This is a genomic window from Acidimangrovimonas pyrenivorans, assembly GCF_042643245.1.
In the GTDB taxonomy this organism is placed as follows: domain Bacteria; phylum Pseudomonadota; class Alphaproteobacteria; order Rhodobacterales; family Rhodobacteraceae; genus Acidimangrovimonas; species Acidimangrovimonas pyrenivorans.
This window is the reverse complement of sequence record NZ_JBHRSK010000007.1, coordinates 66,927-90,089: the sequence shown is the minus strand read 5'-3', so window position 1 is coordinate 90,089 and position 23,163 is coordinate 66,927. Positions and strand designations below refer to the sequence as shown.

General features: G+C 70.3%; 20 protein-coding genes. 8 read left to right on the top strand and 12 right to left on the bottom strand.

Annotated elements, in window-relative coordinates; translation table 11 throughout:
- The first annotated feature begins 46 nt into the window (after positions 1-46).
- Positions 47-1,189 (top strand): alpha-D-ribose 1-methylphosphonate 5-triphosphate diphosphatase, encoded by a 1,143-nt coding sequence (locus ACFOES_RS10745; RefSeq protein WP_377833273.1) that lies wholly within the window; start codon positions 47-49, stop codon positions 1,187-1,189.
- Between the two features lie 41 nt (positions 1,190-1,230).
- Positions 1,231-2,148: a PHP domain-containing protein gene (locus ACFOES_RS10740; protein WP_377833272.1), complete on the top strand. Its 918-nt coding sequence runs from the start codon at positions 1,231-1,233 to the stop codon at positions 2,146-2,148.
- 168 nt (positions 2,149-2,316) lie between these two features.
- Here the strand turns inward: ACFOES_RS10740 and ACFOES_RS10735 are convergent, their stop codons facing one another.
- A complete protein-coding gene (locus tag ACFOES_RS10735) occupies positions 2,317-2,766 on the bottom strand; it encodes a MarR family winged helix-turn-helix transcriptional regulator (RefSeq protein ID WP_377833271.1) in 450 nt (149 codons plus the stop codon).
- Between the two features lie 112 nt (positions 2,767-2,878).
- Here ACFOES_RS10735 and ACFOES_RS10730 point away from each other — a divergent pair, with 112 nt between their 5' ends.
- The 5 genes from ACFOES_RS10730 (at position 2,879) to ACFOES_RS10710 (ending at position 9,120) form a co-directional block, all read left to right on the top strand.
- Complete coding sequence (locus ACFOES_RS10730) at positions 2,879-3,601, top strand: HAD family hydrolase (RefSeq protein WP_377833270.1); 723 nt, start codon at positions 2,879-2,881, stop codon at positions 3,599-3,601.
- 138 nt (positions 3,602-3,739) lie between these two features.
- Positions 3,740-5,296 (top strand): trimethylamine methyltransferase family protein, encoded by a 1,557-nt coding sequence (locus ACFOES_RS10725; RefSeq protein ID WP_377833269.1) that lies wholly within the window; start codon positions 3,740-3,742, stop codon positions 5,294-5,296.
- A 156-nt stretch (positions 5,297-5,452) separates the two neighbouring features.
- A complete protein-coding gene (locus ACFOES_RS10720) occupies positions 5,453-7,225 on the top strand; it encodes a DUF4153 domain-containing protein (protein WP_377833268.1) in 1,773 nt (590 codons plus the stop codon).
- 88 nt (positions 7,226-7,313) lie between these two features.
- Positions 7,314-7,910 (top strand): heme NO-binding domain-containing protein, encoded by a 597-nt coding sequence (locus ACFOES_RS10715; protein ID WP_377833267.1) that lies wholly within the window; start codon positions 7,314-7,316, stop codon positions 7,908-7,910.
- 211 nt (positions 7,911-8,121) lie between these two features.
- A complete protein-coding gene (locus ACFOES_RS10710) occupies positions 8,122-9,120 on the top strand; it encodes a diguanylate cyclase domain-containing protein (protein ID WP_377833555.1) in 999 nt (332 codons plus the stop codon).
- Here ACFOES_RS10710 and ACFOES_RS10705 read toward each other — a convergent pair.
- The 7 genes from ACFOES_RS10705 to ACFOES_RS10675 form a co-directional block, all read right to left on the bottom strand.
- The gene (locus ACFOES_RS10705) at positions 9,117-10,115 is read right to left on the bottom strand and encodes a hypothetical protein (RefSeq protein ID WP_377833266.1); all 999 of its coding nucleotides are present in this window, start codon (positions 10,113-10,115) and stop codon (positions 9,117-9,119) included. The two genes, ACFOES_RS10710 and ACFOES_RS10705, sit on opposite strands and share 4 nt — an antisense overlap.
- Positions 10,112-10,792, bottom strand: a complete 681-nt coding sequence (locus ACFOES_RS10700) for an ABC transporter ATP-binding protein (protein WP_377833265.1) — start codon at positions 10,790-10,792, stop codon at positions 10,112-10,114. Before ACFOES_RS10700 ends, ACFOES_RS10705 begins: the two co-directional genes overlap by 4 nt.
- A gap of 10 nt (positions 10,793-10,802) precedes the next feature.
- Positions 10,803-11,945, bottom strand: coding sequence for an ABC transporter permease (locus ACFOES_RS10695; RefSeq protein ID WP_377833264.1), 1,143 nt, complete (start codon positions 11,943-11,945; stop codon positions 10,803-10,805).
- Entirely contained in the window at positions 11,942-12,283 is a 342-nt protein-coding gene (locus ACFOES_RS10690) for a hypothetical protein (protein WP_377833263.1), read from the bottom strand. Before ACFOES_RS10690 ends, ACFOES_RS10695 begins: the two co-directional genes overlap by 4 nt.
- On the bottom strand, positions 12,280-12,819 hold the full coding sequence (locus ACFOES_RS10685) for a nitrous oxide reductase accessory protein NosL (protein ID WP_377833262.1): 540 nt from the start codon (positions 12,817-12,819) through the stop codon (positions 12,280-12,282). The genes ACFOES_RS10690 and ACFOES_RS10685 overlap by 4 nt, the downstream gene beginning before the upstream one ends.
- A 73-nt stretch (positions 12,820-12,892) precedes the next feature.
- Positions 12,893-13,501, bottom strand: coding sequence for a nitrous oxide reductase accessory protein NosL (locus ACFOES_RS10680; protein ID WP_377833261.1), 609 nt, complete (start codon positions 13,499-13,501; stop codon positions 12,893-12,895).
- 142 nt (positions 13,502-13,643) lie between these two features.
- The gene (locus ACFOES_RS10675) at positions 13,644-14,063 is read right to left on the bottom strand and encodes a DUF2946 family protein (protein WP_377833260.1); all 420 of its coding nucleotides are present in this window, start codon (positions 14,061-14,063) and stop codon (positions 13,644-13,646) included.
- A 284-nt stretch (positions 14,064-14,347) separates the two neighbouring features.
- Here ACFOES_RS10675 and ACFOES_RS10670 point away from each other — a divergent pair, with 284 nt between their 5' ends.
- The gene (locus tag ACFOES_RS10670) at positions 14,348-15,388 is read left to right on the top strand and encodes a cytochrome c oxidase assembly protein (protein WP_377833259.1); all 1,041 of its coding nucleotides are present in this window, start codon (positions 14,348-14,350) and stop codon (positions 15,386-15,388) included.
- A 33-nt stretch (positions 15,389-15,421) separates the two neighbouring features.
- Here ACFOES_RS10670 and ACFOES_RS10665 read toward each other — a convergent pair whose 3' ends face one another.
- The 4 genes from ACFOES_RS10665 to ACFOES_RS10650 form a co-directional block, all read right to left on the bottom strand.
- Positions 15,422-18,460 (bottom strand): AAA family ATPase, encoded by a 3,039-nt coding sequence (locus tag ACFOES_RS10665; protein WP_377833258.1) that lies wholly within the window; start codon positions 18,458-18,460, stop codon positions 15,422-15,424.
- Positions 18,450-20,012, bottom strand: coding sequence for an FAD-dependent oxidoreductase (locus ACFOES_RS10660; RefSeq protein WP_377833257.1), 1,563 nt, complete (start codon positions 20,010-20,012; stop codon positions 18,450-18,452). Before ACFOES_RS10660 ends, ACFOES_RS10665 begins: the two co-directional genes overlap by 11 nt.
- Before the next feature lie 876 nt (positions 20,013-20,888).
- Positions 20,889-21,869 (bottom strand): phosphoadenosine phosphosulfate reductase, encoded by a 981-nt coding sequence (locus ACFOES_RS10655; protein WP_377833256.1) that lies wholly within the window; start codon positions 21,867-21,869, stop codon positions 20,889-20,891.
- Between the two features lie 149 nt (positions 21,870-22,018).
- A complete protein-coding gene (locus ACFOES_RS10650; protein ID WP_377833255.1) occupies positions 22,019-23,068 on the bottom strand; it encodes a glycosyltransferase family 2 protein in 1,050 nt (349 codons plus the stop codon).
- Positions 23,069-23,163 lie beyond the last annotated feature (95 nt).

Genomic DNA, 23,163 nt, shown 5'->3' with positions numbered 1-23,163 from the left:
GGTGACAAAGATACTGCATACCGCGCGCAGACTGAAGGAACCACCCATGACTGAGACCATTCTCGCCAATGCCACGCTCGTGCTGCCGCGTGAAACCCGGCGCGGCGCGCTGCGCATTGCCGAAGGCCGGATCACCGCGATCGAGGAAGGCACCAACGTGCCGCCCGGCGCGGTCGACCTTGAAGGCGACCTGCTCGCGCCCGGCCTGATCGAGCTGCATACCGACAACCTCGAACGCCATATCCAGCCCCGGCCGCGGGTCAGCTGGCCGCATCAGGCGGCGATCATCGCCCATGATGCCGAGTTGGCCGGCACCGGCATCACCACCGTCTTCGACGCGCTGCGGGTCGGCTCGGTGGTGTCGAACGGGCGCGAGGATTACGGCGAATACGCCCGCTCGCTGGCCAACGAGATCCTTGACATGCGGGCCCGCGGGGCGCTGCGGATCAGCCATTTCCTGCACCTGCGGGCCGAGGTCTGCTCGGAAACCCTGATCGCGGAGCTGGCGAAATTCGGTCCCGAGGACCGGATCGGCATCGTCAGCCTGATGGATCACACGCCGGGCCAGCGCCAGTTCCGCGACATCTCCAAGCTGCGCGACTACGTGCGCGGCAAGCACGGCATGTCCGAGGACGATTTCCAGCGCCATGTCGCCAGCCAGCAGGCCCTGCGCGAACGGCTGGGCGCGGCGCACGAGGCCGCCGCCGTCGCCGAGGCGCGGCGCTTCGGGGCGGTGCTGGCCAGCCATGACGACACGTTGCGCGAGCATGTCGAGGTCTCGGCCGGCCACGGCATCCGGCTGGCCGAGTTCCCGACCACCGTCGAGGCGGCCGAGGCCTGCCGCGTCGCCGGCATCGCGGTGATGATGGGGGCGCCGAACCTGATCCGGGGCGGCTCGCATTCCGGCAATGTCGCCGCTGCCGAGCTGGCCGAGAAGGACCTGCTCGACATCCTGTCGTCGGATTACGTCCCCGCCGCGCTGCTCTCGGCGGCGGTGCTCTTGGGCGATATCTGGGACGACCGGGCGCGCGGCTTTGCCACCGTGACCGCGGCCCCGGCCGCCGCCACCGGCCTGACCGATCGCGGCCGGATCGCTCCCGAGATGCGCGCCGACCTGATCCGCCTGACCCTGCTCGAAGGCACCCCGGTGGTGCGCGAGACCTGGGTCCAGGGCCGCCGGGTCGCCTGATTTTCCTCCAACGCTAGGCCCTCAACCTCAAGGACTGCGAAATGCACGACGCCTTCACCGCTCCCGGCCGCTTCTGGCGGGGCAACCTGCACACCCATTCGACCCGCTCGGACGGAGTTCTCGAGCCCGAGGAGGTGATCCGCCGCTACAAGGCCGAGGGCTATGACTTCCTCGCCCTGACCGACCATTTCATCGGGCTGTGGAACTACCCGATCACCGACACGACCGGCTTCCGCGACGGTGATTTCACCACCATCCTTGGCGCCGAGCTGCATTCCGGCGCGATGGCGAATGGCGAGCTGTGGCACATCCTCGCCGTCGGCCTGCCGGCCGATTTCGCCCCCGGCAACGCGCCGCATTTCCTGCCCGTCGAAGATCAGGAAACCGGCCCCGAGATCGCCGCCCGCGCGGTCGAGGCCGGCGCCTTCGTCGCCATCGCCCACCCGCAATGGTCGGGGCTGACGCTCGCCGACGCCCGCAGCCTCGACAGCGCCCACGCGGTCGAGATCTACAACCACGGCTGCGCCGAGGGCTGCGACCGGCCGGACGGGGCGGCGATCGCCGATCTGTTGCTGAGCGAGGGCCGCAAGCTGAGCCTGATCGCCACCGACGACGCCCATTTCTCGGAGCCCGACCATTTCGGCGGCTGGGTGATGGTGAAGGCCGAGCAGAACAGCCCCGAGGCGTTGCTCGAGGCGCTCAAGGCGGGGCAGTTCTATTCCAGCCAGGGGCCGGAGCTGCGCAGCGTCCGGATCGACGACAAGGCGGTCGAGGTCGAGTGTTCGGCGGCGCGCTCGGTGATCATCCAGGGCGTGGGCACGGGCGCCAAGGCGGTGCACGGCACTTCGCTGACCCGGGCGCGGGTGCCGCTGGACCGGCTGGGCGACTCGCCCTGGGTCCGGGTGACGGTCATCGACAGTGCCGGGCGCCGGGCCTGGTCGAATCCCTATTGGCGGTGACGGGGCGGAAAGCCTCGGTGGAAGGCCGGTCAGGCGGAGGATCGCGCCCGCCCTGGCGGGCGGGGTCGGGCGCGCTCCGGGCCGCTGGGCGGTCCGGAGATGGGCGATGGCTGTCAAGCGATGGCCGGGGCGCGATCTCCGGAAGTGGCCGGCACCGGCGCCGAAGGTTCAGAACCGCAGCAGGTTGCGCGGCTCGCCCTCGCGCAGGGCCGCCAGCAGCTCGGCCAGCGCCTCGGCCCCGCCCGCGGGCAGCTTGGAGAGGAAATGGGCCGCGTTGTCCTCGGCCACCGGCGTCGCCTTGTCGACCAGCGCCTTGCCCGCCTCCGTCAGCGCCACCCGGGTCGTCCGCCGGTCTGTCGTGCCGCCGTGACGGTCGAGCCAGCCCGCCGCCTCCATCTGGCGCAGCGCGCGCGAGGTGGCGGTGCGGTCGGTGCCGATGAACTCGGCGATTTCCGAGGGCCGGGTCAGCCCCTCGACTTGAACCGCCAGCAGGATACACCATGTCATGCGGCTGAGCCCGAGCCGCCGCAGCCCGTCCTCGAGCCGCCGTTCCTGCAGGCGCGAGGTCAGGGTCAGCTGGTAGAGCAGCGAGGCGTGGAGGCGGTAGCCCTGGGACATTCCGACTGTCTGGGCGATCGGCAGGATCAAGTCAATCCGGCGGGGCCGGCGGATTGACACGTTGCATAAACCGCCGGCCTGGGCGATTCTGCGCCCTTCAGGAGGACCCCAGATGATCGCAGCCATTCTGTTCGACAAGGACGGCACCCTTTTCGACTTCCACGCCACGTGGGGCAACTGGGCCACGACCCTGCTGCTCGAGCTTTCCGAGGGCGATGCCGACCGGGCCCAGGTGCTGGGCGAGGCGCTGGGCTTCGACTTCGCGGAGAACCGCTTCGCGCCGGACAGCCCGGTTATCGCCCATACGCCGGAACAGGTCGCCGCGGCGCTGCTGCCGCTGATGCCAGGCAAGACCCCGGCGGCGCTGGTGGCACAGATGAACGCGATGTCGGCCGGCACGCCGCAGGTGCCGCCCTTGCCGCTGGCGCCGCTGCTGGACGAGCTGCGTGGCCGCGGCCTCAAGCTGGGCGTGGCGACCAACGACGCCGAGGAGGCCGCCCGCGCCAATCTCGACAGCGCCGGGGTGGCGGCGCAGTTCGACTTCGTCGCCGGCTTCGATTCCGGCCATGGCGGCAAGCCGCATCCGGGCATGCTGCTGGCCTTCGCCGACGGGCTCGGGCTCGACCCGGCCCGGGTGGTGATGGTCGGCGACAGCCGCCACGACCTGGTTGCCGGCCGCGCCGCCGGGATGCGCGCCGTCGCCGTGCTTACCGGGGTTGCCAGCGAGGAGGAACTGGCGCCGCTGGCCGAGGCGGTGCTGCCGCATATCGGCCATCTGCCCGGCTGGCTCGACGCGCTCGGCCGCGCCGAACCGGCGGAAACCGTCGCCGGCTAGGGGGCATCCCGGGCCGGATTCGGGCGGGTATCTCAAAAACGACCGAATTCGTCGCGAACACTCAACTGGCATCGCGCCGCAGGCCTCAGATTAGACCGGCGATGGCCGGAACAGGGCCGCAAGCCGGGAGACGACGCGATGAACGAACAGACGGGCCGCAGGCGCCGCGCCGGGGGACGGGCGGGCCACCAGACGCGCGCCGGCCACCACGCCATCGACCAGATGCCGTGGCGCATCCCCGTCAATCCCGACCGCCCGACCGAGCCGCTGGACGCCGACGGCGTCCAGGCGATCCATCGCGGCACGATGCGGATCCTGTCCGAGATCGGCATCGAGTTCCTCAATCCCGAGGCCTGCGACCTCCTCAGGCAGGCCGGCTGCAAGGTGACCGGCACCAATGTCCGCATGGACGAGGATTTCGTCATGGAGATGGTGCGCCGGGCTCCGGGCCCGTTCACCATCACCCCGCGCAACCCCGACCGGGCGGTGACCGTCGGCGGCAAGCACATGGTCTTCGTCAACGTCTCCTCGCCGCCCAACGCCTGGGACATGGAGCGCGGCAAGCGGCCGGGCGACTTCGCCACCTTCCAGGAATTCATCAAGCTGACGCAGTATTTCAACTGCATCCACGTCGCCGGCGGCTACCCGGTCGAGCCGATCGACATCCACCCGTCGATCCGCCACCTCGACTGCCTCGCCGAGAAGCTGATCATGACCGACAAGGTCGTCCATGCCTATTCTCTGGGCAAGGAACGGGTCGAGGACGTGATGGAGATGACCCGGCTCGCGGCCGGTCTGAGCCACGAGGAATTCGAGGCCGAGCCGCGGATGTATACCAACATCAACTCGGTCTCGCCGCTCAAGCACGACTTCCCGATGCTCGACGGCGCGATGCGGCTGGCGCGGCGCGGCCAGCCGGTGATCGTCACGCCCTTCACCCTGGCCGGCGCGATGGCGCCGGTGACGATGTCGGGCGCGGTGGCGCTCAGCCTGGCCGAGGCGCTGGCGGCGGTCGCGCTGCTGCAATACATCAAGCCGGGCTGCCCGGTCGGCATCGGCACCTTCACCTCGAATGTCGACATGAAGTCGGGCGCCCCGGCCTTCGGCACCCCGGAATACATGCGCGCGACGCAGATGACCGGCCAGCTTGCCCGCTACTACGGGCTGCCGATGCGCGCCTCGGGCGTCTGCGCCGCCAACGTGCCCGACGGGCAGGCGATGTGGGAGACCTCGAACTCGCTCTGGTCCGCGGTCTCCTCGGGGGCGAACTTCGTCTACCACGCCGCCGGCTGGCTCGAGGGCGGGCTGATCGCGTCGCCCGAGAAATTCGTCATGGATTGCGAAATCCTGCAGATGATCCAACGCTACTTCGAGGAACAGACCTTCGCCACGACCGAGGACGACATCGCCCTGGACGCGATCCGCGAGGTCGGCTCGCAGGGGCATTTCTTCGGCTGCCAGCACACCCAGGAACGCTATGCCACCGCCTTCTACCAGCCCTTCGCCAGCGACTGGCGCAACTACGAGGCTTGGATGGCCGATGGCGGGGTCTGGACCCAGGAGCGGGCGCATCGCCTCTACAAGGCGATCCTGGCCGATTTCGAACCGCCGGCGATGGACGAGGACAACAAGGCGGCGCTGATGGAATTCGTCGCCCGGCGCAAGGAAGAGGGCGGCGCCCCCACCGATTTCTGATCCACCCATTCCCGCGGCGGGAATTTCCCTGCCCGAGTGCAGGGTTGCAGGGTTGCATCCGTCGTCGCACCGTGATCGCCGGGCGCCGGCGAGAGTCTGGCGCTCGCCGCCTGCCGGGACTAGTCTGCCGATCGGGGGACTGAAGGGGAGACAGCCTTGGCACGAGAGATCGGACGCGTCGCCGGCATGCGGTTGTTCCTGGCGCTGGCCGGGGCCGGCGGCGGGCTGAGCTTCTACCTGCTGGTCGATGTCTTCGACCGCACCGTGGTCGAGCCGCGCCTGCACCTGTTCCTCTCGGCCTTCGCGGCCGTGTTCTTCGGCGCATTGCTGGCGCTGGCCGGGCCGCTGCGGGTCGTCCGCGCCATCGTCTCGGCGCTGGTGCTGGCGGCGCCGGCGGCGGGATTGCTGCTCTGGGCCAGCGCCCGTTTCGCCGATCCGGCGCAGCTGATCCACGCCCCCGAGTCGATGCTGGCGGGGTTCCTCCTCGCCGCCCTGCCGCTGCCCTACCTGATCGCCGCCGCCGGGCCCGAGGGCTGGCGCCACTACCCGACGCTGTTCAGCCAGTCCTGGAGCATCGTCGTGCGCTATGCCGCCGCCTGGCTGTTCGTCGGCGTCGCCTGGGTCGTCGTGACGCTCTCCGACGCGTTGTTCGGCCTCGTCGGGCTGCACGTGATCCACGACCTGCTCGAGATCGACGCGGTGCCCTTCGTCTTCAGCGGCTTCATCCTCGGCCTCGCGCTGGCGGTGATCAACGAGCTGTCGGATTATGTCTCGCCCTTCCTCGTGCTGCGCCTGCTGCGGCTGCTCCTGCCGGTGGTCACGGTCGTGGTCGCGGTCTTCCTGCTGGCCCTGCCGCTGCGCGGCCTGACCGACCTGTTCGGCCAGCTCTCGGTGGCGACGACGCTGCTGATGATGGCGGTGGCGGCGGCGACGCTGATCTCGACCGCGCTCGACGAGAGCAATTCCGAGGCGGTGCGCCACCCGGTGATGCTGGTCTCGGTCCAGGCGCTGGCACTGATGCTGCCGGTGCTGGCGGGGCTGGCGGGCTGGGCGATGTGGCTGCGGGTCGGGCAATACGGCCTCACCCCGGCGCGGATTGCCGGCGTCACCGGTTCCGGGCTGGTGCTGGTCTACGGCCTGCTCTACGCCGTCTCGGTGCTGCTGCGCGGCCGCTGGATGGTGCGGATCCGGCGCGGCAACACGGTGATGGCGCTGGCGGTGATCGCGCTGGCCGCGCTGTGGCTGACGCCGTTGTTCAATGCCGAGGAAATCTCGGCCCGCAACCAGCTTGCCCGCTACACCTCCGGCGAGGTCGGCGCCGACCGCATCGACCTGGCCAGCCTGCAGGACCGGCTCGGCCTGGCCGGCGCGGCGGCGCTGGAGCAGTTGCGGGCACTGTCCCAGACCGAGGGCCATGACGCCCTGCGCGCCCGGCTCGAACAGTTCGACAACGCCCCGTTGCGCCCAGGCCAGCCGCTGACCGCGGGCGATGCCGAGCGGCTGCGCGCCCAGCTCAGGGAGCTGCTGCCGCTGCGCCCCGAGGACGGGGCCGGACTGCGCGACGCCGTGCTGGCGGCGGCGGCGCCCGAGGACCTGCGGACCTGGCTGACCGCCTGCCGCCGGCCGCTGCCCGACGGCCGCCCGGGCTGCGTGCTGGTCGCGGGCGATTTCCTGCCAGATCATCCCGGCTCCGAGGCGCTGCTGTTCTACCGCGACGCCACCGGTTTCCTGCGCATCGACGCCTTCTCGCCGGAGGGCGACGGCACCGCCATCGGCCGTCCGGCGACGACCGAGCTGACCCGGCTCGGCACCGGCGGCGAACCGGCCGCGGCCACCCTGGCGCGCCTGCTCGACGGCCGTTTCACCATCGGCCCGGCGGCCCTCAATGCGCTGCGGCTGGAAGAGCGGCAATTTCTCATTCTGCCCTAGCGCATATCCCGGTCCCATTCGGACTTTGTTAACCCCCCGGACCTAAGCTGACGCGCAAAAAGGGCGAACAGGCAAATGGACGGGTAACATGCACGGCCTCATCAACCGATCGATTCAGTGTTTTCTTCGAGATGCTTACGGGCAGGACCGGTGGCGCTGCGTGGTGCAGGCGGCGCAGCTGGACGTCGACAGTTTCGAGACGATGCTGCATTACGACGACGCGGTGACCGAGGCGCTGCTCGACGCCGCGGCCGCGGTGCTCGGCCGCCCGCGCGAGACGGTGCTCGAGGATCTGGGCACCTATCTGGTCTCCCATCCCAACCTCGAACCGCTGCGCCGGCTGCTGCGCTTCGGCGGGGTCTGCTTTCTCGATTTTCTCCGTTCGCTCGATGACCTGCCGGGGCGCGGCCACCTCGCCGTGCCCGATCTCGACCTGCCGCAGCTCGAGCTGATCGAGCGCGGCGGCGGCCAGTTCACCCTGCTGTGCCGTGGTGGGCCGGCCGGCGCTGTCCATGTCCTGGTCGGGGTGCTGCGGGCGATGGCGGACGATTACGGCGCGCTGGTGCTGCTCGATCATTCCGGGCGCGAGGGTGGTGCCGAGGGCGGGGCCGAGACGATCTCGATTCACCTGCTCGATCACAGCTTCGCCGAGGGTCGGCACTTCGCGCTTGCCGCGGGGAACTGAGGCGATGACTCAGGGGCGGGGACCAAAGCGGACGGCGAAGGCGGCGGCGCCCGGGGACCGGCGCAGGCGGCCGGAGCCGCCGGAACGGGATGCGGGGAAAGCGGTGGCCCCGGCGGTGGAAAGCGCCGCCGCGAAGGGCGGCGTCGATGCCGCCGGCGGGCTTTCAGGGCCGGAGGTGCTGAAGATCGAGGCGCCGGCGCTGGCGCAGCTGATGCCGATGTTCCTGTGGCTCGACGCCGCCGGCGGCATCCGCGCCGCCGGGCCGACCCTGGCCAAGCTGTTGCCGGCCGGCTGCATCGCCGCCGCTCCGTCGCCGGCCGGCAGCTTCTTCGATCTGTTCGAGCTGCGGCGGCCGCGCGGCATCGCCGACATGGCGGCCTTGCTGCACCAGGCCGGCACCCGGCTGCACCTGCGCTTGCGGCAGGGGCCGGGCACCGGATTTCGCGGGTTGGCCATGCCGCTGGCCGAGGACCAGGGGGCACTGGTCAACCTGTCCTTCGGCATCTCGGTGGCCGAGGCGGTGCGCGCCCACGGCCTGACCGACGCCGACTTCGCCCCGACGGACCTGACCGTCGAGATGCTCTATCTCGCCGAGGCCAAGAGCGTGGTGATGGGCGAGCTGCACGATCTCAACCGCCGGCTGCAGCAGGCCAAGCTGACCGCCGAGGAGCAGGCGCTGACCGACACGCTGACCGGGTTGGCCAACCGGCGCGGCTTCGATCAGGTGCTCGAGGGGCTGCTGCGGGCCGAAGTCGATTTCGGGCTGATGCATCTCGATCTCGACCGCTTCAAGCAGGTCAACGACAACTTCGGCCATGCCGCCGGCGACCACGTCCTGCGTGTCGTCGCCCGCCGGCTGGGCAGCGAGGTCCGGGCCGGCGACACCATTGCCCGGATCGGCGGCGACGAATTCGTGGTCCTGTTCCCCGGCCCGATCCATATCGACCGGCTGACGGGCATCGCCCGACGCATCATCACCCGGCTGTCGCAGCCGATCGATTGCCTGGGCACGCCCTGCCGGGTCGGCGCCAGCGTCGGCCTCACCGTCTCGCCCTTCTATGACCGGCCCGAGCCGCTGCGGATGATGGACGATGCCGACCGCGCGCTCTACGCCTCCAAGCACGGTGGCCGGGGCCGGGTCACGGTCTGGTCCGAGGCTCTGGTGGCGGGGCCGGCGCCGGTCCGGGAGGGTGATGGCACCGGCGCCTAGCCGAACAGGATCAGGTGCGACCGGGCGATCGCCCAGAGCGCCGCCAGCACGAACAGCCCGAAGCCGGCCAGCGACCACAGCAGCTGGCGCCGCATCAGCCCGGGCAGCCGGTCGGACAGGCTGGGGATGCGGGCGAAGGGTTGCAGCATCCCGGCGCCCAGCCCGAGCGCGGTGCCCAGGAACAGCGGCACGTAGAGGGCGTAGCCGTAATAGCCGTATTCCGGCTTGAGGATGCAGAACGGGCAGTGGTGGTTCGGGTTCTCGTAGACATAGAGCGAGATCGTCGCGACCACCGCGGTCAGCCCGGCGGCGAAGAACAGCGCCGAGCAGGCGGCGTAGAGCGCATAGCCCTTGCGCCGGACCAGCGCCGCGACACCGCTGAGCAGCACCGCCGCCCCGGCCGCGCCCAGCAGCCAAAGCGCGGTGCCCGAGCCGACCGAGGCCATCTGGTTGGCAAGGTTGGGATTGTTCGGCGTGAACAGCTTGGAGCAGCAGGAGGTGATGACGTCGGTGCGCAGGTTGAGGAAATAGGCCAGTTCCAGCGCGCCGTCGGCCAGCACCAGCGGCAGGATCGCCAGCAGCGCGGCGTATTTCACCCGGGTCAGCGGGTAGTCGCGGCCGATCCGGTCGGCGCGGTCGAGGATCAGCCACAGGGTGGCGGCGAAGAACACCGCGATCTTGAGGTAGAGCGCCGGGAAACCGTATGGGTTGACGTTCAGCGTCCCCACCGCGCACATCGCGCCGACGAACAGCGTCGCCATCCGGTCGGCGTTGAAGACGAACAGCAAGAGCGCCGCCAGTTCGGCGATCATCACCGCGCCGAACAGGGTCGAGACCAGCTCGGTCGTGCGCTCCAGGCGCAATTGCGCCCGGCTCATATTGGCCAGATCCCAGTGCCGCAGCACCCGGAGCGCGAAGCCGCTGCTCCATAGCGCGGTCACGGCGGCCAGGGTGGCGACCAGCAGCAGGGCGAGGATCGGGGTCTGGAAGATCACGCGAATTCCCCCGTGATCGCGCCGTCACGCAGCTCGACCACGGCGTCGACCCCCTCGGCGCCCCAGATTCGCGGGTCGTGGCTGGTGATCACCACGGTCCGGCCGGCCGCGCGTTCGGCGGCGACGATCTCGAGGAAGCGCTCGGTCAGGGCGGTGTCGAGATTGGCGGTCGGCTCGTCGGCGATCAGGATCGGCGGGTCGTTGATCAGGGCGCGGGCGATGGTGGCGCGCTGGGCCTCGCCGCCCGAGAGGTATTCGACCGGGCTGTCGGCGCGGGGACCGAGGTCGAGCGCGTCGAGATGTTCCAGCGCCCGGGCCCGGACCGCGGCATGTTCCAGCCCCAGCGGCGCGGCGGGCAGCATGACGTTCTCCAGCACGCTCAGCCCGCGGATCAGGTTGAAGCGCTGGAAGACGAAGCCGAAAGTGGTGCGGCGCAGCTCGGTGAGGAATTTCTCGGGCAGGCCCGAGACCAGTTCGCCATCGAGATGGACCCGGCCCGAGGTCGGCCGCGCCATGCAGGCGATCAGCGACAGCAGCGTCGTCTTGCCCGAGCCGCTGGGGCCCTTGAGCACGGTGACGGCGTTGCGGGCGATCGTCAGGTCGATGCCGCGCAGGGCCTGCACCTCGTTCGGGCGGCCCTCGTTGTAAAGCTTGGTGACGGCGGTCAGGGTGATCATCCGGGTCTCCTCAGCGCATGATCGCGTCGGGATCGGCCGAGGCGGTGCGCCAGATCGGCACCAGCGTCGCGGCCATGTAGGGCAGGGTGGTCAGCAGGGCCAGGGTGGTCAGCTGCAGTGCGTCGATCTGCGGGGTGAGCGGGAAGTCGGGATAGATCACCGCCCAACCCTTGAGCACCGGCGCCAGCCCGGCGCCGGAGAAGACGAAGACGTGGATATAGGCGGCGGCGGTGCCAAGCAGGAAGGCGCCGACCGAGACCAGCCCGCCCTCCCACAGCTTCATCGCGATCACGTCGCTCGTGTTCCAGCCGACCGCCTTGAGGATGCCGATCTCGCGCGCCTCCTCGGCCGACAGGCCCGAGGCCTTCTCGGCGGCGAAGATGACGAAGGCGAGCAACGCCGCCCCGGCCAGCGCCGCCAGCACGCCCTCGCGCCAGTCGAACAACTTCTGGTAGGTGCGTTCGATATCGTGGCGGGTGACGAAGCGCATCTCGGGCATCGCCTTCGAGGCCTTGTCGACGATGGTGGCGACCTCGTTCGGGTTGCGGATCTTGGCGACGACATCGGTGTAGAGGCCGGGGGCGATGCCGAAGAAGCTGCGGAAATCGTCGGCGTTCATCAGCACGAGGTCCGAGGTCATCAGCGCCGAGTCGCGCTTGAAGGTGCGGCTGACGGTGAATTTCTTCAGCTCGCCGACCTGGCGGCTGAGGAAGAGCGGCGCGCCGTCCCAGGTGAAGCCGCGACTGCGCGGCACGCCTTCGCCGACCGCGACACTGCCCGGCGGCGGCATCAGCGCCGGGTCGTCGGGCACCATCACGGTGTAATTGGCGCCGTTGATCCGGTCGTAGAAATAGCCCCAGAGCCGGCCCTTGGCCGAGGTGACGCCGCGGATCGCGGCGATCTTCTCGACCGTGTCGCCGGGGATCAGGTCCTGCCGGCCGAGCACCAGCTTTTGCACCACCAGCTCGGGCGCGCCTTCCAGCACCTGCGTCGTCTCGTGCCGCAACGACGAGGCGAAGAACATCGCCGAGGCGAGGGCGAAGACGACCAGCGCGTAGATCAGCACGAGGGCGATGTTCTTGACCCGGCGGCGGGCGAGGGCGGCGAGGGTGTAATCGGCCAGCGCGCGTTGGCGGCGGAACCAGGGGATCATCGGGCAGGCTCCTTGTCGGAGAAACTCAGGGTTCCGGAGGCGGGCAGGGCGGGGACCGGCACGATGCTGGCTGAGGGGAAGTGATCGAAGGCCAGCGGGTGGTCCTGGAAGGCCGAGTTGAGGTCGGCCAGCGCCGGGTTGCGGGTATAGCGCGCCTCGGTGAACAGGGCGGTGTCGGTCAGGCCGAGGGCGCGGACGATCGCGCGTTCACGCTCGAGCCGGGCGGCGCCGGCGGGGGCGGTGAGCCAGGCATGGCCCAGCTCTCCCGCCAGCGCCGCGGCCAGCACGGCCAGCCCGAGGAAGACCGGGCCCGACCGTCGTTGCGGTCGCAGTCTCACTCGAAGCGCCCGGCGTCGAGGCCGGCCAGCATCTTCGGCGTCACCTCGGCGAAATGGACCAGCTTCTTGCCGGCATGGTCCTTGATGAAATCGGCCGCGTCGGCATCGTTCATCAGCGGCACCAGCTCATGCCCCATCGGGCCGAGCACGTCCGAGCCGAGGACATAGATCGCCTGCCGGGCATCGACCAGCTTGAGGCCGTAATACTCGGTCACGCCCATGCCGGTGATCCGCTCGAGGCTGTAGCCGGGGGCGTATTTCTCGAGGTCGGCGAGGTATTTGAAGAAATCCTTCGGGCCATCGAAATGGTCCGCCTTGCCGTCGTCATATTGCACGGTGGTGACCCATTCGGGGTACTTGGCGACGAACATGCCGCAGACCGGGCAGGTGTCGCGCGGGCCGGGCGGCGGCAGGGTGACCTGCGCCGCATCGGCGCGGGCCATGCGCAGGCCGGAGCCGAGGCCGAGCGCGGCAATGCCGGCCAGCATCCGCCCCAGCACCTGCCGCCGCGAGGCGGGCGAGGAATGATTGCACATCCTGTATCCTTTCACTGGAAACGCGCCCCGGGCGGATCGGGTCGCCCGGGGCGGCTGCGGCGCGGCCGCCGGCTCAGTCGCCGGCGCGGGCGCGGCGTTCGGCCCGGCGCTTGCGGATGTTGATCGTGTCCCGGGCCATGTCGGCATAGGCGGCAACCAGCGCGTCGTCAAAGCTGACCAGCAGCGCCTTCCCGCCGGCGGCGGCCTCGGCCTTGGCCCTGTCGGTATAGGCCCATTTCGAGGTCTTGGTCATGGTGCCCGGCTTTTCGGGATCGACGACATAGGTCATGGCGGCGGTATCGGCGAGCGGCTTGACCTTGCCCTCGGCCCCGGCATCGCCGGCATAGATCGTGCGCGGGCCGCGATCCATGTTCAGCGCCAGCGAGATCGCCGCGCAATGCAGCGAGCAGGTGCCGTCGACCGTGTCGTCGTCATAGACGATCAGGTGCCGGGTCTGGCTGAACATCTTGCGCATCATGCCGCAATAGGGGCAGCGCGGATATTTCTCGAACTCGTTTTCCAGCGGCTTGGGGTCGGGCTTGAGAAAGCGGGCGAGGCCGTTCTCGGCGGTCCATTCCCAAGGCATCTTGGGCATCGCCATCTCGGCCTGGGCGGTGCCCGCGGCGGTGGCGGTGGCGACCATGCCGATCGAGCTGGTCATGAGGAAATCGCGACGTTTCATCTGTCTATCCTGTGTGCATGCGCCGGCCGCTCCGCTTTCGGGCGCCTGGGCGTCGGGTGAAGTGGGATCGAAGGCGATCCGGCCGGAACGGCCCGGCCCCGGCGGGGGCAGGCACGGTGAGGCGAATCGCGAAGGGACGCGATCAGGCGACAGGCGGCGCCCGGATCGGCGTGGCCTTGGCCCTGCGCAGCACCACGACCGCGGCTTCCCGAAGGGACGGGACGGGAAGCGCGATCAGGTGGGCGGCGAAGACCGGAACGGCCACGCCTTGGGGAGAGTCGAAGCTGCCCATGGCCGCGCTGGCGCAGACCGGGCAGGAATGTCCGGCCTGGCCCGAGCCATCCTGTGGCCCGTCGACGCGGCGGCCGTCCGGGGTCATGTAGACGATGCCTTCGCCGGTGCAGACCTGGAGCAGGCCGAGCCGTTCGCCGGGCGCGGCCAGGCCGGTGCCGGCGACGGCACTGGCGCCGATGTGATCGGTGAAGAGAAGCACCTGCAGCAGCATCGCGAACAGGGCGACGCCGCGGCCCGAGACCAGCTTGCGCAGCAGTCGCGACGGCATGGCCCGGCCGCGCGGCCGGAGCGGTCGCGGTGCGGGGCGGGCGGGGCGCCCGTGATGCGGTTGCGCTGGTCTCATTCCCCCTCTCATAGCCGTGAACGATAGCGATGGATTTGACATTGCTCAATTTCCGATCAGCCGGCGAACATGCGACCATGTGACCGGGCAGGCGCTGCTCACGGGATCGTGAGGTTGGCCGCGTTGAGCGCCGCCCGGCCCCCGGGCTATCCTGCCGCGCCGCTCTGGCGCAGCGGGCGAGGGAGAGGGACTTGGCACGGCGGGGCAGGATGATCTGGACGGTGGGCGCGATGCTGGCCGCGGGACCGGCTTCGGCCGCGCCGGCGGCCCCCTCCGCCGCGTCCTGGGGTTTCAATCCCCTGCTGCTGGCGCTGCTGGCCGGGGCCGGCTGGCTCTACATGGCCGGTGTCGATCGCCTAGCGGCGCGCAAGCGGCCGGTAGCGGCCTGGCGCCAGACCCTGTTCTATGCCGCGCTGGTGCTGATCTATGCCGCGCTGCAATCGCCGCTCGACCGGATGGCCGAGCATCAATACTGGCTCCACGCCGTGCAGCAGCTGATGCTGCGCGTCGCCGGACCGATGCTGATCGCGCTGTCGGCCCCGGTTTCGGCGCTGCTGGCCGGGCTGCCGGGGCAGGGGCGCCGGCGCCTCGCCCGGGCCCTGCCGCATCGCGGGGCGCCCAAGCGGGCGCTGCGGGCGCTGGCCCGGCCGCTGCCGGCATCGGCGCTGTTCATCCTGACGCTTTATTTCTGGGCCCTGCCGCCGGTGCAGAACGCCGCCCTGCGCCACGTCCCGCTGCATATCGCGCTCAATCTCAGCGCCTTCGCCACCGGCCTGCTGTTCTTCCTCACCCTGTTCGACCCGCGCGACCCGCCGGTCGCCGCGCCGCACGGCCGGCGCCAGATGATGCTGATCGGCGCCAGTTTCGGCCAGATCCTGATCGGCGCGGCGATGACGCTGAAGCCGATGGTGGTCTATCCCGCCTATGACCGGGCCTTCGGCATGGCAGCCAAGGCGGACGAGGCGACCGGCGGTTTCCTGATGTGGACGCCGACCTGCCTGATCCTGCTGGCCGCGATCATGCTGGTGGTGGTGCAGTGGAACGGCGCCGAGGCGCGGCGCTGGGCCAGGGCGCAGCGCGGCGGGTTGTCGAATTCCGAGATCATGGCGCTGATGCCGCAGACCGCCGAGGAACTGTGGATGGTGGCCGGGCCGAAGAACCGCCGGCTGGCCTTCAGCCTGTCGGCGATCCCGCTGGTGCTGTTCATGCTGGTCTTCGCCATCGTCGAGACGGTGCGCATCCTCGGCTGAGCCATTCCCGGCCGACGCGGCGGAGCGCGCGGGCTATTCCGCCGCCGGGCTCGGGCAGAGCTCGGCCCGCAGCCGCCGGCAGTCTTCCAGCAACCAGCGCTCGCCCCGCTCCAGCTCGGCCTCCAGCCGGGCCAGGTCGGGGGCGAAGCCGGCGGTTTCGGGCCGGGCCAGCGCGGTGCGGGCGAAAAGCATGCGGAAGGTCGGCAGCATGAAGCTGAAGCCGTGGCCCTCCAGCGCCTCGCTGCCGGTGCGGAAGCTTTCGGCCCCGTCGGCGCCGCGTCCCTCGGCGATCAGCCCGATACCGTCCAGAACCGTCGCCACCAGGCGCCAGAAGCCCAGCCCGTGATCCTCTGCGAGGGTTGCCAGCCGGGCGCGATGGGTCGCGAAACCGTCCCAATCGGCACGGATCGCCGCCGGCAGGGCGGCGCCGAAGGTCAGGGTGTGGCACAGGGTGTGGACATGCCGGTTGGCCTCGGCCGCGGCCAGCGCCCGGCCGATCGCCTCCGTCGCGGTGCTGTCCGAGGCCTCGAACGCCTCGATCGCCGAGACGCAGCACAGCACCGTGGTGTAGTTCTCGGTCGCGCCGAAGCTGCGCAACGGCGCGGCATGGTCCTCGGGCCGGTAGCGGGCAAGGAAACGGTCGAGGTGGTGGCGCGCGGGGGCGAATTCACCGCGGAACATATAGGTCGAGCCCAGCAGCCGGTCGAGCACCATTTGCAGCACGCCCGAGCCGTCCTCGGCCGCCATCCGTTCCAGCCCGAGCGACATGTCATGGGCGGTATCGATATCGCCCCGGGCCACGAGGTCGAGCCATTGCAGGAACATCGCGTTAAAGAAGCGTTGCGGATCGTCGAGCCGCTCGCTGAGCTCGACCACGCGGTCCATCACCTCGGGGCCCGAGGCGCGGTAGCCCTCGGCCCCGATCAGGGCCGGCACCATGGCCAGCAGGGTGTCGGCCTCGAACCGGTCGCACCAGTCGGCATCGGGGATGGCGGGCAGCAGGGCGAGGGCGCGGCGGTAGAGCGCCACGGCCTCGGCATCGGCGGATTGCGCCGCGGCGTTGCGGCCGGCCTCGGCCCAGGTCTCGGCGGCTTCGACGAGGCGTTCGGCCCGTTCGAGGTGATCGGCCATCACCGTCGCCGGCACCTCGATGCCGCGCTTGGACCGCGCCTTCAGCACCTTGACGATGGCATCGTGGATGCGGCGCCGGTCGCGCAGCAGGATCATGTCATAGGCGCATTCGCGCACCATCTGGTGGCGGATCACCAGCCGGTCCTCGCGGCCGTCGCCGCTGCCGTGGCGCAGCTGGCCGAAGCCGGCCTCGACCAGTTCGGCCAGCGCGCTGTCGAAGGCGCCGGGGCCGGGCCACAGGTCGCGCAGCATCGAGACCGGGCTGGCGCGGCCGTAGCTTGCGGCGAGGCGCAGCAGCGGCCGGCCGGCGCGGAGGCGGTCGATCCGGGCCTGCAGGCTCTGATGCAGGCTGGCCGGGATCACCTCGAGCCGATCCGGCGAAGCCGGGGCGTTGCCGGCGGCGTCCGGCGACGCCACCAGCCGGTCGCGCATCTCGCAGCCCAGTTCCTCGGCGAAGATCGGCACGCCGTCGGCACGCCGGGTCAGGGCCGTGACCAGGGCTTCCTGCCCCTGAGAGGCCATGCCCATGGCATTGCGGATCAGGTCGCGGGTGTGATCGGGCGACAGGGCGGTGAGCGCGATCCGCTGGACCGGCAGCCGCGCGTCGTTCCACAGCGGGTCGAGCGGCGGCCGGCTGGTGACGATCAGCAGCAGACCGGGCCGCGGCCGGCTCAGCAGTTCCGCCACCACCGCGGCGGTCGAGGGGTCGGCCCAGTGCATGTCTTCGAGCCAGACCACATGCGGCGCGCCGGCGCCGCCATCGGCCAGCCCGGCGGCCAGCGCCCCGATGCGCCGGGCGCGCTGGCGCCGGCGGTCGTTCGGGGTGGCGCCGGCGGGCTCTCCGGCCGGCAGGCGGGCCGCTTCCGGCAGCGCGTCGCCCCGGCCGCTGAAGGGGTGGAAGGGCGTGTCCTGGCCATGCGGGGCGCAGGCGAAGCGCCGCACGGTGGTGCCCTCTGCGACCAGGCCCTCGGTGAACTCGTGCACCAGCCGCGACTTGCCCATCCCGGCCTCGCCGGTGACCAGCACCAGCCCGCCGGCGCCGTCCCGCACCCGCTCCCAGGCGCTGGCGAGGGCGGCGCGCTCTGCGGTGCGGTTGACGAAGCGGGCGCGGCCGGGCCGCGCGGCGGCGGCGGTGTCGGCGGCAAGGCGGCCGGTCACGGCGAAGAGCGGCACCGGCGCCTCGATCCCCTTCAGCGGCTGCGGCCCGAGCGGGCGCAGGCGGAAGCCGTCGCGCACCAGCGCCCCGGTGGCCTCGGCGATGACGATGCCGCCGGGTTCGGCCGCGGCCTGCACCCGGGCGGCCAGGTTGACCGTGGCGCCGAAGGCGCGGCCGGTGCCGGCCGGCACGCCGGGGCGGTGGCCGTCGATGACGACCAGGCCGCTGGCGATGCCGATCCGGGCAGCCAGCGGACCGGCCTGGCCACGCAGCCGCGCCACCCCTTCCAGCGCCGCCAGCCCGGCATCGACCGCGCGCCCGGCGGCGTCCTCGATCGGGTTGGCATAGCCGAAATAGACCAGCACGCCGTCGCCGTGATACTGGGCGACATAGCCGCCGAAGCGCCGGGTCGCGGCCTCGACGGCGCGGTAGAACCTGCCGATGGTCTCGTGAAAACGTTCGGCCCCCAGCCGCTCGGCCAGGGCGGTCGAGCCGACCAGGTCGCAGAACAGCACCGTCAGGTAGCGCCGTTCGGCCAGCGCGGCATCGCTGCCGGTGCCGGCGCGCAGGGCGGCGACCCGGGCGAGGATCTTGCGGCGATGGCCCAGCGAGGCGACGCCGAGTTCCTTCAGGTCGTCCTCGGTCAGATGCGGCAGCACCTCGAAATCGATGTCGGCACGGGCGAAATTGTCGCTGTAGACGGCCAGCCCGATCTCGGCCAGCCAGGTTTCGATCGTCCAGCGCGCGGGTCCCTCTTGCGGGAGCCGCTCTCCCTCAATGGACATCGACGATCGCCTCCTTCAGGCCGTCCAGATCGGGCGGCGTCTCGCCGTCCACCAGCGGCGCGATGCTCTGCGGGTAGCGGAACAGGCCGAACGGGTCGTATTTGCTCTTCACCGCCCGCAGCGCCGGGTAGAAGTCGCCCCAGTAGTTGCGTCCGAAATCCGGATCGACCGGCCGCGGGTAGTTCTGGTAGACCTCCCCGTCCCAATGCGGTGCGACCGCCGCCTCCCAGCCGTCGATATAGGCCAGCATCTCCTTCTCCTCGGCGGCCGTGGTCCAGAACACGTCGAGGAACAGGTCGAAATCGGCGTCGCGGTGGAGGAAGGCATTGGCGCCGTTGCGCACCGCCCCGATGGCGCCGCCATAGATTTCCATATCGGCGGTGGTGTAGGGGCTGGGGCTGGCGCAGAAATACTCCATCAGCCCCTGCCAGCCATCGGCCCCGACCGGGCGGCCGATATAACGGCTCAGCTTGGCCTCGGGCGGCGGCATCGGCGTCATGTCAGCGGGAAATTCCGGCACTTCGTAGGGCTGGGTCAGCAGGGTCTCGTTGAGCTGGGTATAGGGCTGCGGCGGGTAGAGCGCCTGCATCTCGGCCCCCGCCAGCGCAAGCACCAGGGCCAGCACCGCCTCGAGCGCCTCGAGCGGGCCGCGATACATGCCGCGCATCAGGATCTGGGGCCGCTTCGGCCCGTCCTCGGGTCCCTCGAAGACCCAGATCACCTGATAGCCCAGCTCGGCCGGCGCACCCGTGCGCATGAAATTGCGCTGCAGCCAGTCCAGCGCCGCGGCCGCGTCGCGCCGGCCGGCATCGCTGTCGATCATCCAGCGGATCGAGAAGCCCGAGAAGTCGCAGCCTTCGTAGAGCCGGTAGCTGGCCTCGAGCAAGACGCCGAAATTGCTGCCGGTGCCGCCGCGCACGGCCCAGAACAGGTCGCGGTTGACCTCGCGGTCGGCATGGACGATCCGGCCGTCGGCCAGCATCACCCGTACCGACTCGACCTGGTCGCAATTCATGCCGAAGATGCGGGCGGTGAAGCCGTAGCCGCCACCCTGCATGTAGCCGCCGACGCAGACATCGGGGCAGGCGCCGCCGGGCGTGTGCAGCTTGTAGCTTTCCAGCTTGGCATTGAACTTGCGGAACTGGGTGCCGGGCCCGGCCCTGGCGGTGCAGGTCGCGGGATCGACATGGACGTCGTTCATCCGGCTGACATCGAGCAGCATGCCGAATTCCGACGAGAAGCCGCCGGTGCTGTGCCCGCCCGAGCGCACCACCACTGCCAGGCCCGCGGCCCGGGCCAGCTCAAGGCAGCTGCGCACGTCGCTTTCGGCCACGCAGTAGACGATGACCTTCGGGAAGTGGTCGAAGCGCGGGTTCGACAGCATCCGGTCCCGGTCGTAGTCGGGATCGCCGGGCAGGACGACGTCGCCGATGATCCGGAGCTGCAACGCGATGGCCTGGTCGAGCGGCAGGCCCGGCGCCGGTTCGTCCCGCGCCTGCCAGCGGGCCAGCCGCTGGCTCACGGTGCGGGCATGGGAATCGTACCAGATCATGCCGGGCTCGCACCCGTGTGGTCGCGCATGCCGCTATGCGGGTGTCCATGCGTGGCACCGTCCCGGCCGGCGGTACGCCGGGGGCCGGTCGTGCCACCGCACAGTCTGAAACGCAGTTGGAGCCACATGGCACACCTCCGTTGCTGTCCGACCCAGAGGCCTGCGCCTCCGTGCCGGCCGCGCCCGTCGCCCGCGCCCGTGAATTCGGGCACCGTTACCGGGGCGGGCGGTCGGCCGTCCGCACTCCGCCTGCGGAGCTCTTACCCCGGAAAGATAAACGGATTGCGAGTCTGGACAAACATGACCCGAACGGAGGCGCAATACAATTAGAGGTGAAGTAATAAAGACACACCCCTCCGGCTAGTTGCCGAAGGAGCTGCTCTTTTTCGCTGCGATGCGCCCCGCCCGGACCACTCCCCGGACGGAACGCACCGCATACTCGCACCGACTCGTGACGCTACGCGACTGTTGCGCAAGACCTTGGCAACCACTCTCCACGCACGAAACAGACACTCGCTACCCACCACATACCCGCAACCACTCGTTACCAACTCGTAGCCGGCGAGGCATCGCCGACGGATATCGCCGCCTGGCATCCGCGTCGGGTCGCTCCCGCAAGGCCCGGTCGCCGGGGCGGCGGATCGCTCTGCCATCCGCCGGGGCCAGTCCGGAACCCGAGGGGCTGGTAGGGCCGATCCTGCCACGGCGGCCCGCCGCGTTCTGTGCGGCAGGATACAGAGGGATGATTTTAGGGGAATTTTTCGAGCGGGAATCGCGTCCCCGGCCGGCGATAGCCGCATCTGCACGAAAAATGACCGCGCCGCCGTCACGGCGGGGCGGTTTCAGGCGGGAAGGACAGCCGGTGGCCGGTCGTGCTCAGGCCACCGGGTCGCGGTCCGAGGCCGTCCGCAGCGGGGCCGGCAGATCGATTCCCAGCGCCTCCAGCTCCTCGGTCAGTTCGGACAGCCGGCGGCGGAAGCGCGGGGCGTTCATGCGCGCCAGCACGTTGCGGCACAGCAGGGCCGACAGCATCGGCCGGCGCAGGGAATCGGTCCGGCTGAGCAGGTTGCGCAGATAGGGGCCGTTGTCGCGCCGGGCGCGGTAGAGCTGGTAGAAGGCGGAGGCGTTCAGCCGGCCCTCGCCGGCCTGGGTCAGCAGCGGCACCAGCACCTTCATGTGCTGCAGCGACGGGCCGATCGCCTCGCCCAGGTTGCGGCAGCGCAGCTTGGTGACATAGGGCTTGGTGAACAGCGCCGCCTGCATCGCGTCCAGCATCACTTCCGGGTCGTAGATGACGAAGACCTCGCCCGCGCCCTCGATCATGTCGGGGGCAAAGCCGTAGCGGTCGGTGAAGCACAGCCGGCGCTGTTCGCGGAACCGTTCGTCCCACTCGCAGACTGCCGGGTCGAGCGTCGCCACCGGCTGGATCGCCACGACCGTGGCGCCGGGGGCGGCGACCGAATAGGCGGTGGCGCCATAGGCGCCCATGCCCGAGCCGAAGAAGACGACACGGTCGAAATCCTCGAAGAAGGCGTCGTCGACGAGGCGGTCGAAATAGCCGTAGACCGCCGGGTCGCGATACCAGGTCTCGCCATCGGCGATCAGGCACAGATGCGACCAGCCCTGCGCCCGGGCGACGGAATAGCCCAGCGGCATCTGGCTGTCCGATCCGCCGCGGATCGCGCCCAGCGACTCGAAGCTGACCACCAGCGTCGCGCCGTCATCGACGAAGAAGGCCGAATGCTTGTCACCCAGCCGCTCGAAATAGCCCAGCTCGTCGCCGATTTCCGCGAGCCGCGAGAGCCAGTCTGCCTTGGTCGTCGTCTCGGCTGCATCCATGTCGCGGATGTCCTTCATTCGGTTTCCACCTTCGTCCTGATCCCGCTGTCGAGAGAACCACCCCGCCATGGCCGGACTATGCGCGCAATAGGGCAGATCTTGGGAGATCGGCCTGCGTTCCGTCAACAGTTCGTTGCTATTGTTTCGGGTGTTTCCACGTCGGGGGCTCAATCGGTGGTTTTGCGCCGGGCGGCGGCGCGCCGGGCGTGGGTCAGCACGACCTCGGCCGCCTCGGCCGAGAGCGCCCGGCTGGGCGGCGCCATCAGGAGCTGGCCCAGCAGCGCGCGCGCTGATTCCCGCTCCATCAGCGCGGCAAAGCGGGCGTGGCGCCAGGCGACGGCCCGGGCATGCAGCCGCGAAAGCTCTGGGTCGTCCATCAACTCGGCCTGCAGCGCGGCGCGGGCCGGGGCGAGAGCCTGGATCGACCGGTCCTCGACGTCGCAGAAATTGCGCTCGATCCAGTAGCCCATGTCGAAATCGCCGCCCCGGTTGGCGCGGCCGCGGTCGCGCTTGACGACGAAGCTCTCCATCGCGCCCAGGGCGTAGTGGTTGAGCTGGACGAGGCCGAAATTGTCCTGGCCGTAATCGGAAAACACCCGTTGATTCAGGAAGCTGCCGGAAAGGCGGCGGCCCGAGCCGTCATGCCAGCGCAGCGCCGCCAGCCGGTCCCTGTCGGGGCTGCGCGGGCGGTGGACGCCAAGCTTGCGATAGCTGCCGTCATTGCGGAACAGGGTCTTGAACATCGCCGCCCGCCACGGCCAGTTCAGCACCGCGGGGGCGGCGCGGGTGAAGGTCTCGGTGACCGGCCGGTCCTGGTAGCGCACCACCCCGGCATTGCCGAAGAAGCGCCAGGTCAGGGCGATGGCGCTGGCCTCGGGCAGGGCGGCGAGCAGGGCGGGCAGGGTGTGATCGCCGGCATGGATGTTGACGAATTCGTCGACGTCGCAGACCAGGATCCAGTCGGCGGCCCGCACCAGCGGATGTCGGTCGGCGGCCTTCAGCGCCGCCCATTGCGGACCCTCGTCCCAGGGGCCGGGATTGCGGACATGGCTCAACCAGCCGAGCGCGGCGAGTCGGTCGAGCATGGCGTCGGTGCCGTCGTCGCAATCGTTGGAGAAGACGAGGAAGTCGGTGAAGCCCGTGGCCCGGTGATGGGCCAGCCATTCCAGCAGGAAGGCGCCTTCGTTGCGCATGGAGGTGACGGCGAGGAAACGCATGGGCTCACCCTAGCGGCGGCGGCGGCGACGGCAAGGGGTGCGTGGGCGCGCGAGGAAACCCAATGCAGCGCATCGCTGCAACGCTCCAAAGAAAG

Excerpts from the sequence above, each read along its gene's own strand:
- ACFOES_RS10730 (WP_377833270.1), top strand. The coding sequence starts at position 2,879 with ATGATCGCAGCCATTCTGTTCGACAAGGACGGCACCCTTTTCGACTTC.
- ACFOES_RS10745 (WP_377833273.1), top strand. The coding sequence starts at position 47 with ATGACTGAGACCATTCTCGCCAATGCCACGCTCGTGCTGCCGCGTGAA.
- ACFOES_RS10680 (WP_377833261.1), bottom strand. The coding sequence starts at position 13,501 with ATGAAACGTCGCGATTTCCTCATGACCAGCTCGATCGGCATGGTCGCC.
- ACFOES_RS10685 (WP_377833262.1), bottom strand. The coding sequence starts at position 12,819 with ATGTGCAATCATTCCTCGCCCGCCTCGCGGCGGCAGGTGCTGGGGCGG.
- ACFOES_RS10715 (WP_377833267.1), top strand. The coding sequence starts at position 7,314 with ATGCACGGCCTCATCAACCGATCGATTCAGTGTTTTCTTCGAGATGCT.
- ACFOES_RS10675 (WP_377833260.1), bottom strand. The coding sequence starts at position 14,063 with ATGCCGTCGCGACTGCTGCGCAAGCTGGTCTCGGGCCGCGGCGTCGCC.
- ACFOES_RS10710 (WP_377833555.1), top strand. The coding sequence starts at position 8,122 with ATGCCGATGTTCCTGTGGCTCGACGCCGCCGGCGGCATCCGCGCCGCC.
- ACFOES_RS10650 (WP_377833255.1), bottom strand. The coding sequence starts at position 23,068 with ATGCGTTTCCTCGCCGTCACCTCCATGCGCAACGAAGGCGCCTTCCTG.
- ACFOES_RS10665 (WP_377833258.1), bottom strand. The coding sequence starts at position 18,460 with ATGTCCATTGAGGGAGAGCGGCTCCCGCAAGAGGGACCCGCGCGCTGG.
- ACFOES_RS10660 (WP_377833257.1), bottom strand. The coding sequence starts at position 20,012 with ATGATCTGGTACGATTCCCATGCCCGCACCGTGAGCCAGCGGCTGGCC.
- ACFOES_RS10670 (WP_377833259.1), top strand. The coding sequence starts at position 14,348 with ATGATCTGGACGGTGGGCGCGATGCTGGCCGCGGGACCGGCTTCGGCC.
- ACFOES_RS10740 (WP_377833272.1), top strand. The coding sequence starts at position 1,231 with ATGCACGACGCCTTCACCGCTCCCGGCCGCTTCTGGCGGGGCAACCTG.
- ACFOES_RS10725 (WP_377833269.1), top strand. The coding sequence starts at position 3,740 with ATGAACGAACAGACGGGCCGCAGGCGCCGCGCCGGGGGACGGGCGGGC.
- ACFOES_RS10695 (WP_377833264.1), bottom strand. The coding sequence starts at position 11,945 with ATGATCCCCTGGTTCCGCCGCCAACGCGCGCTGGCCGATTACACCCTC.
- ACFOES_RS10735 (WP_377833271.1), bottom strand. The coding sequence starts at position 2,766 with ATGTCCCAGGGCTACCGCCTCCACGCCTCGCTGCTCTACCAGCTGACC.
- ACFOES_RS10655 (WP_377833256.1), bottom strand. The coding sequence starts at position 21,869 with ATGAAGGACATCCGCGACATGGATGCAGCCGAGACGACGACCAAGGCA.
- ACFOES_RS10700 (WP_377833265.1), bottom strand. The coding sequence starts at position 10,792 with ATGATCACCCTGACCGCCGTCACCAAGCTTTACAACGAGGGCCGCCCG.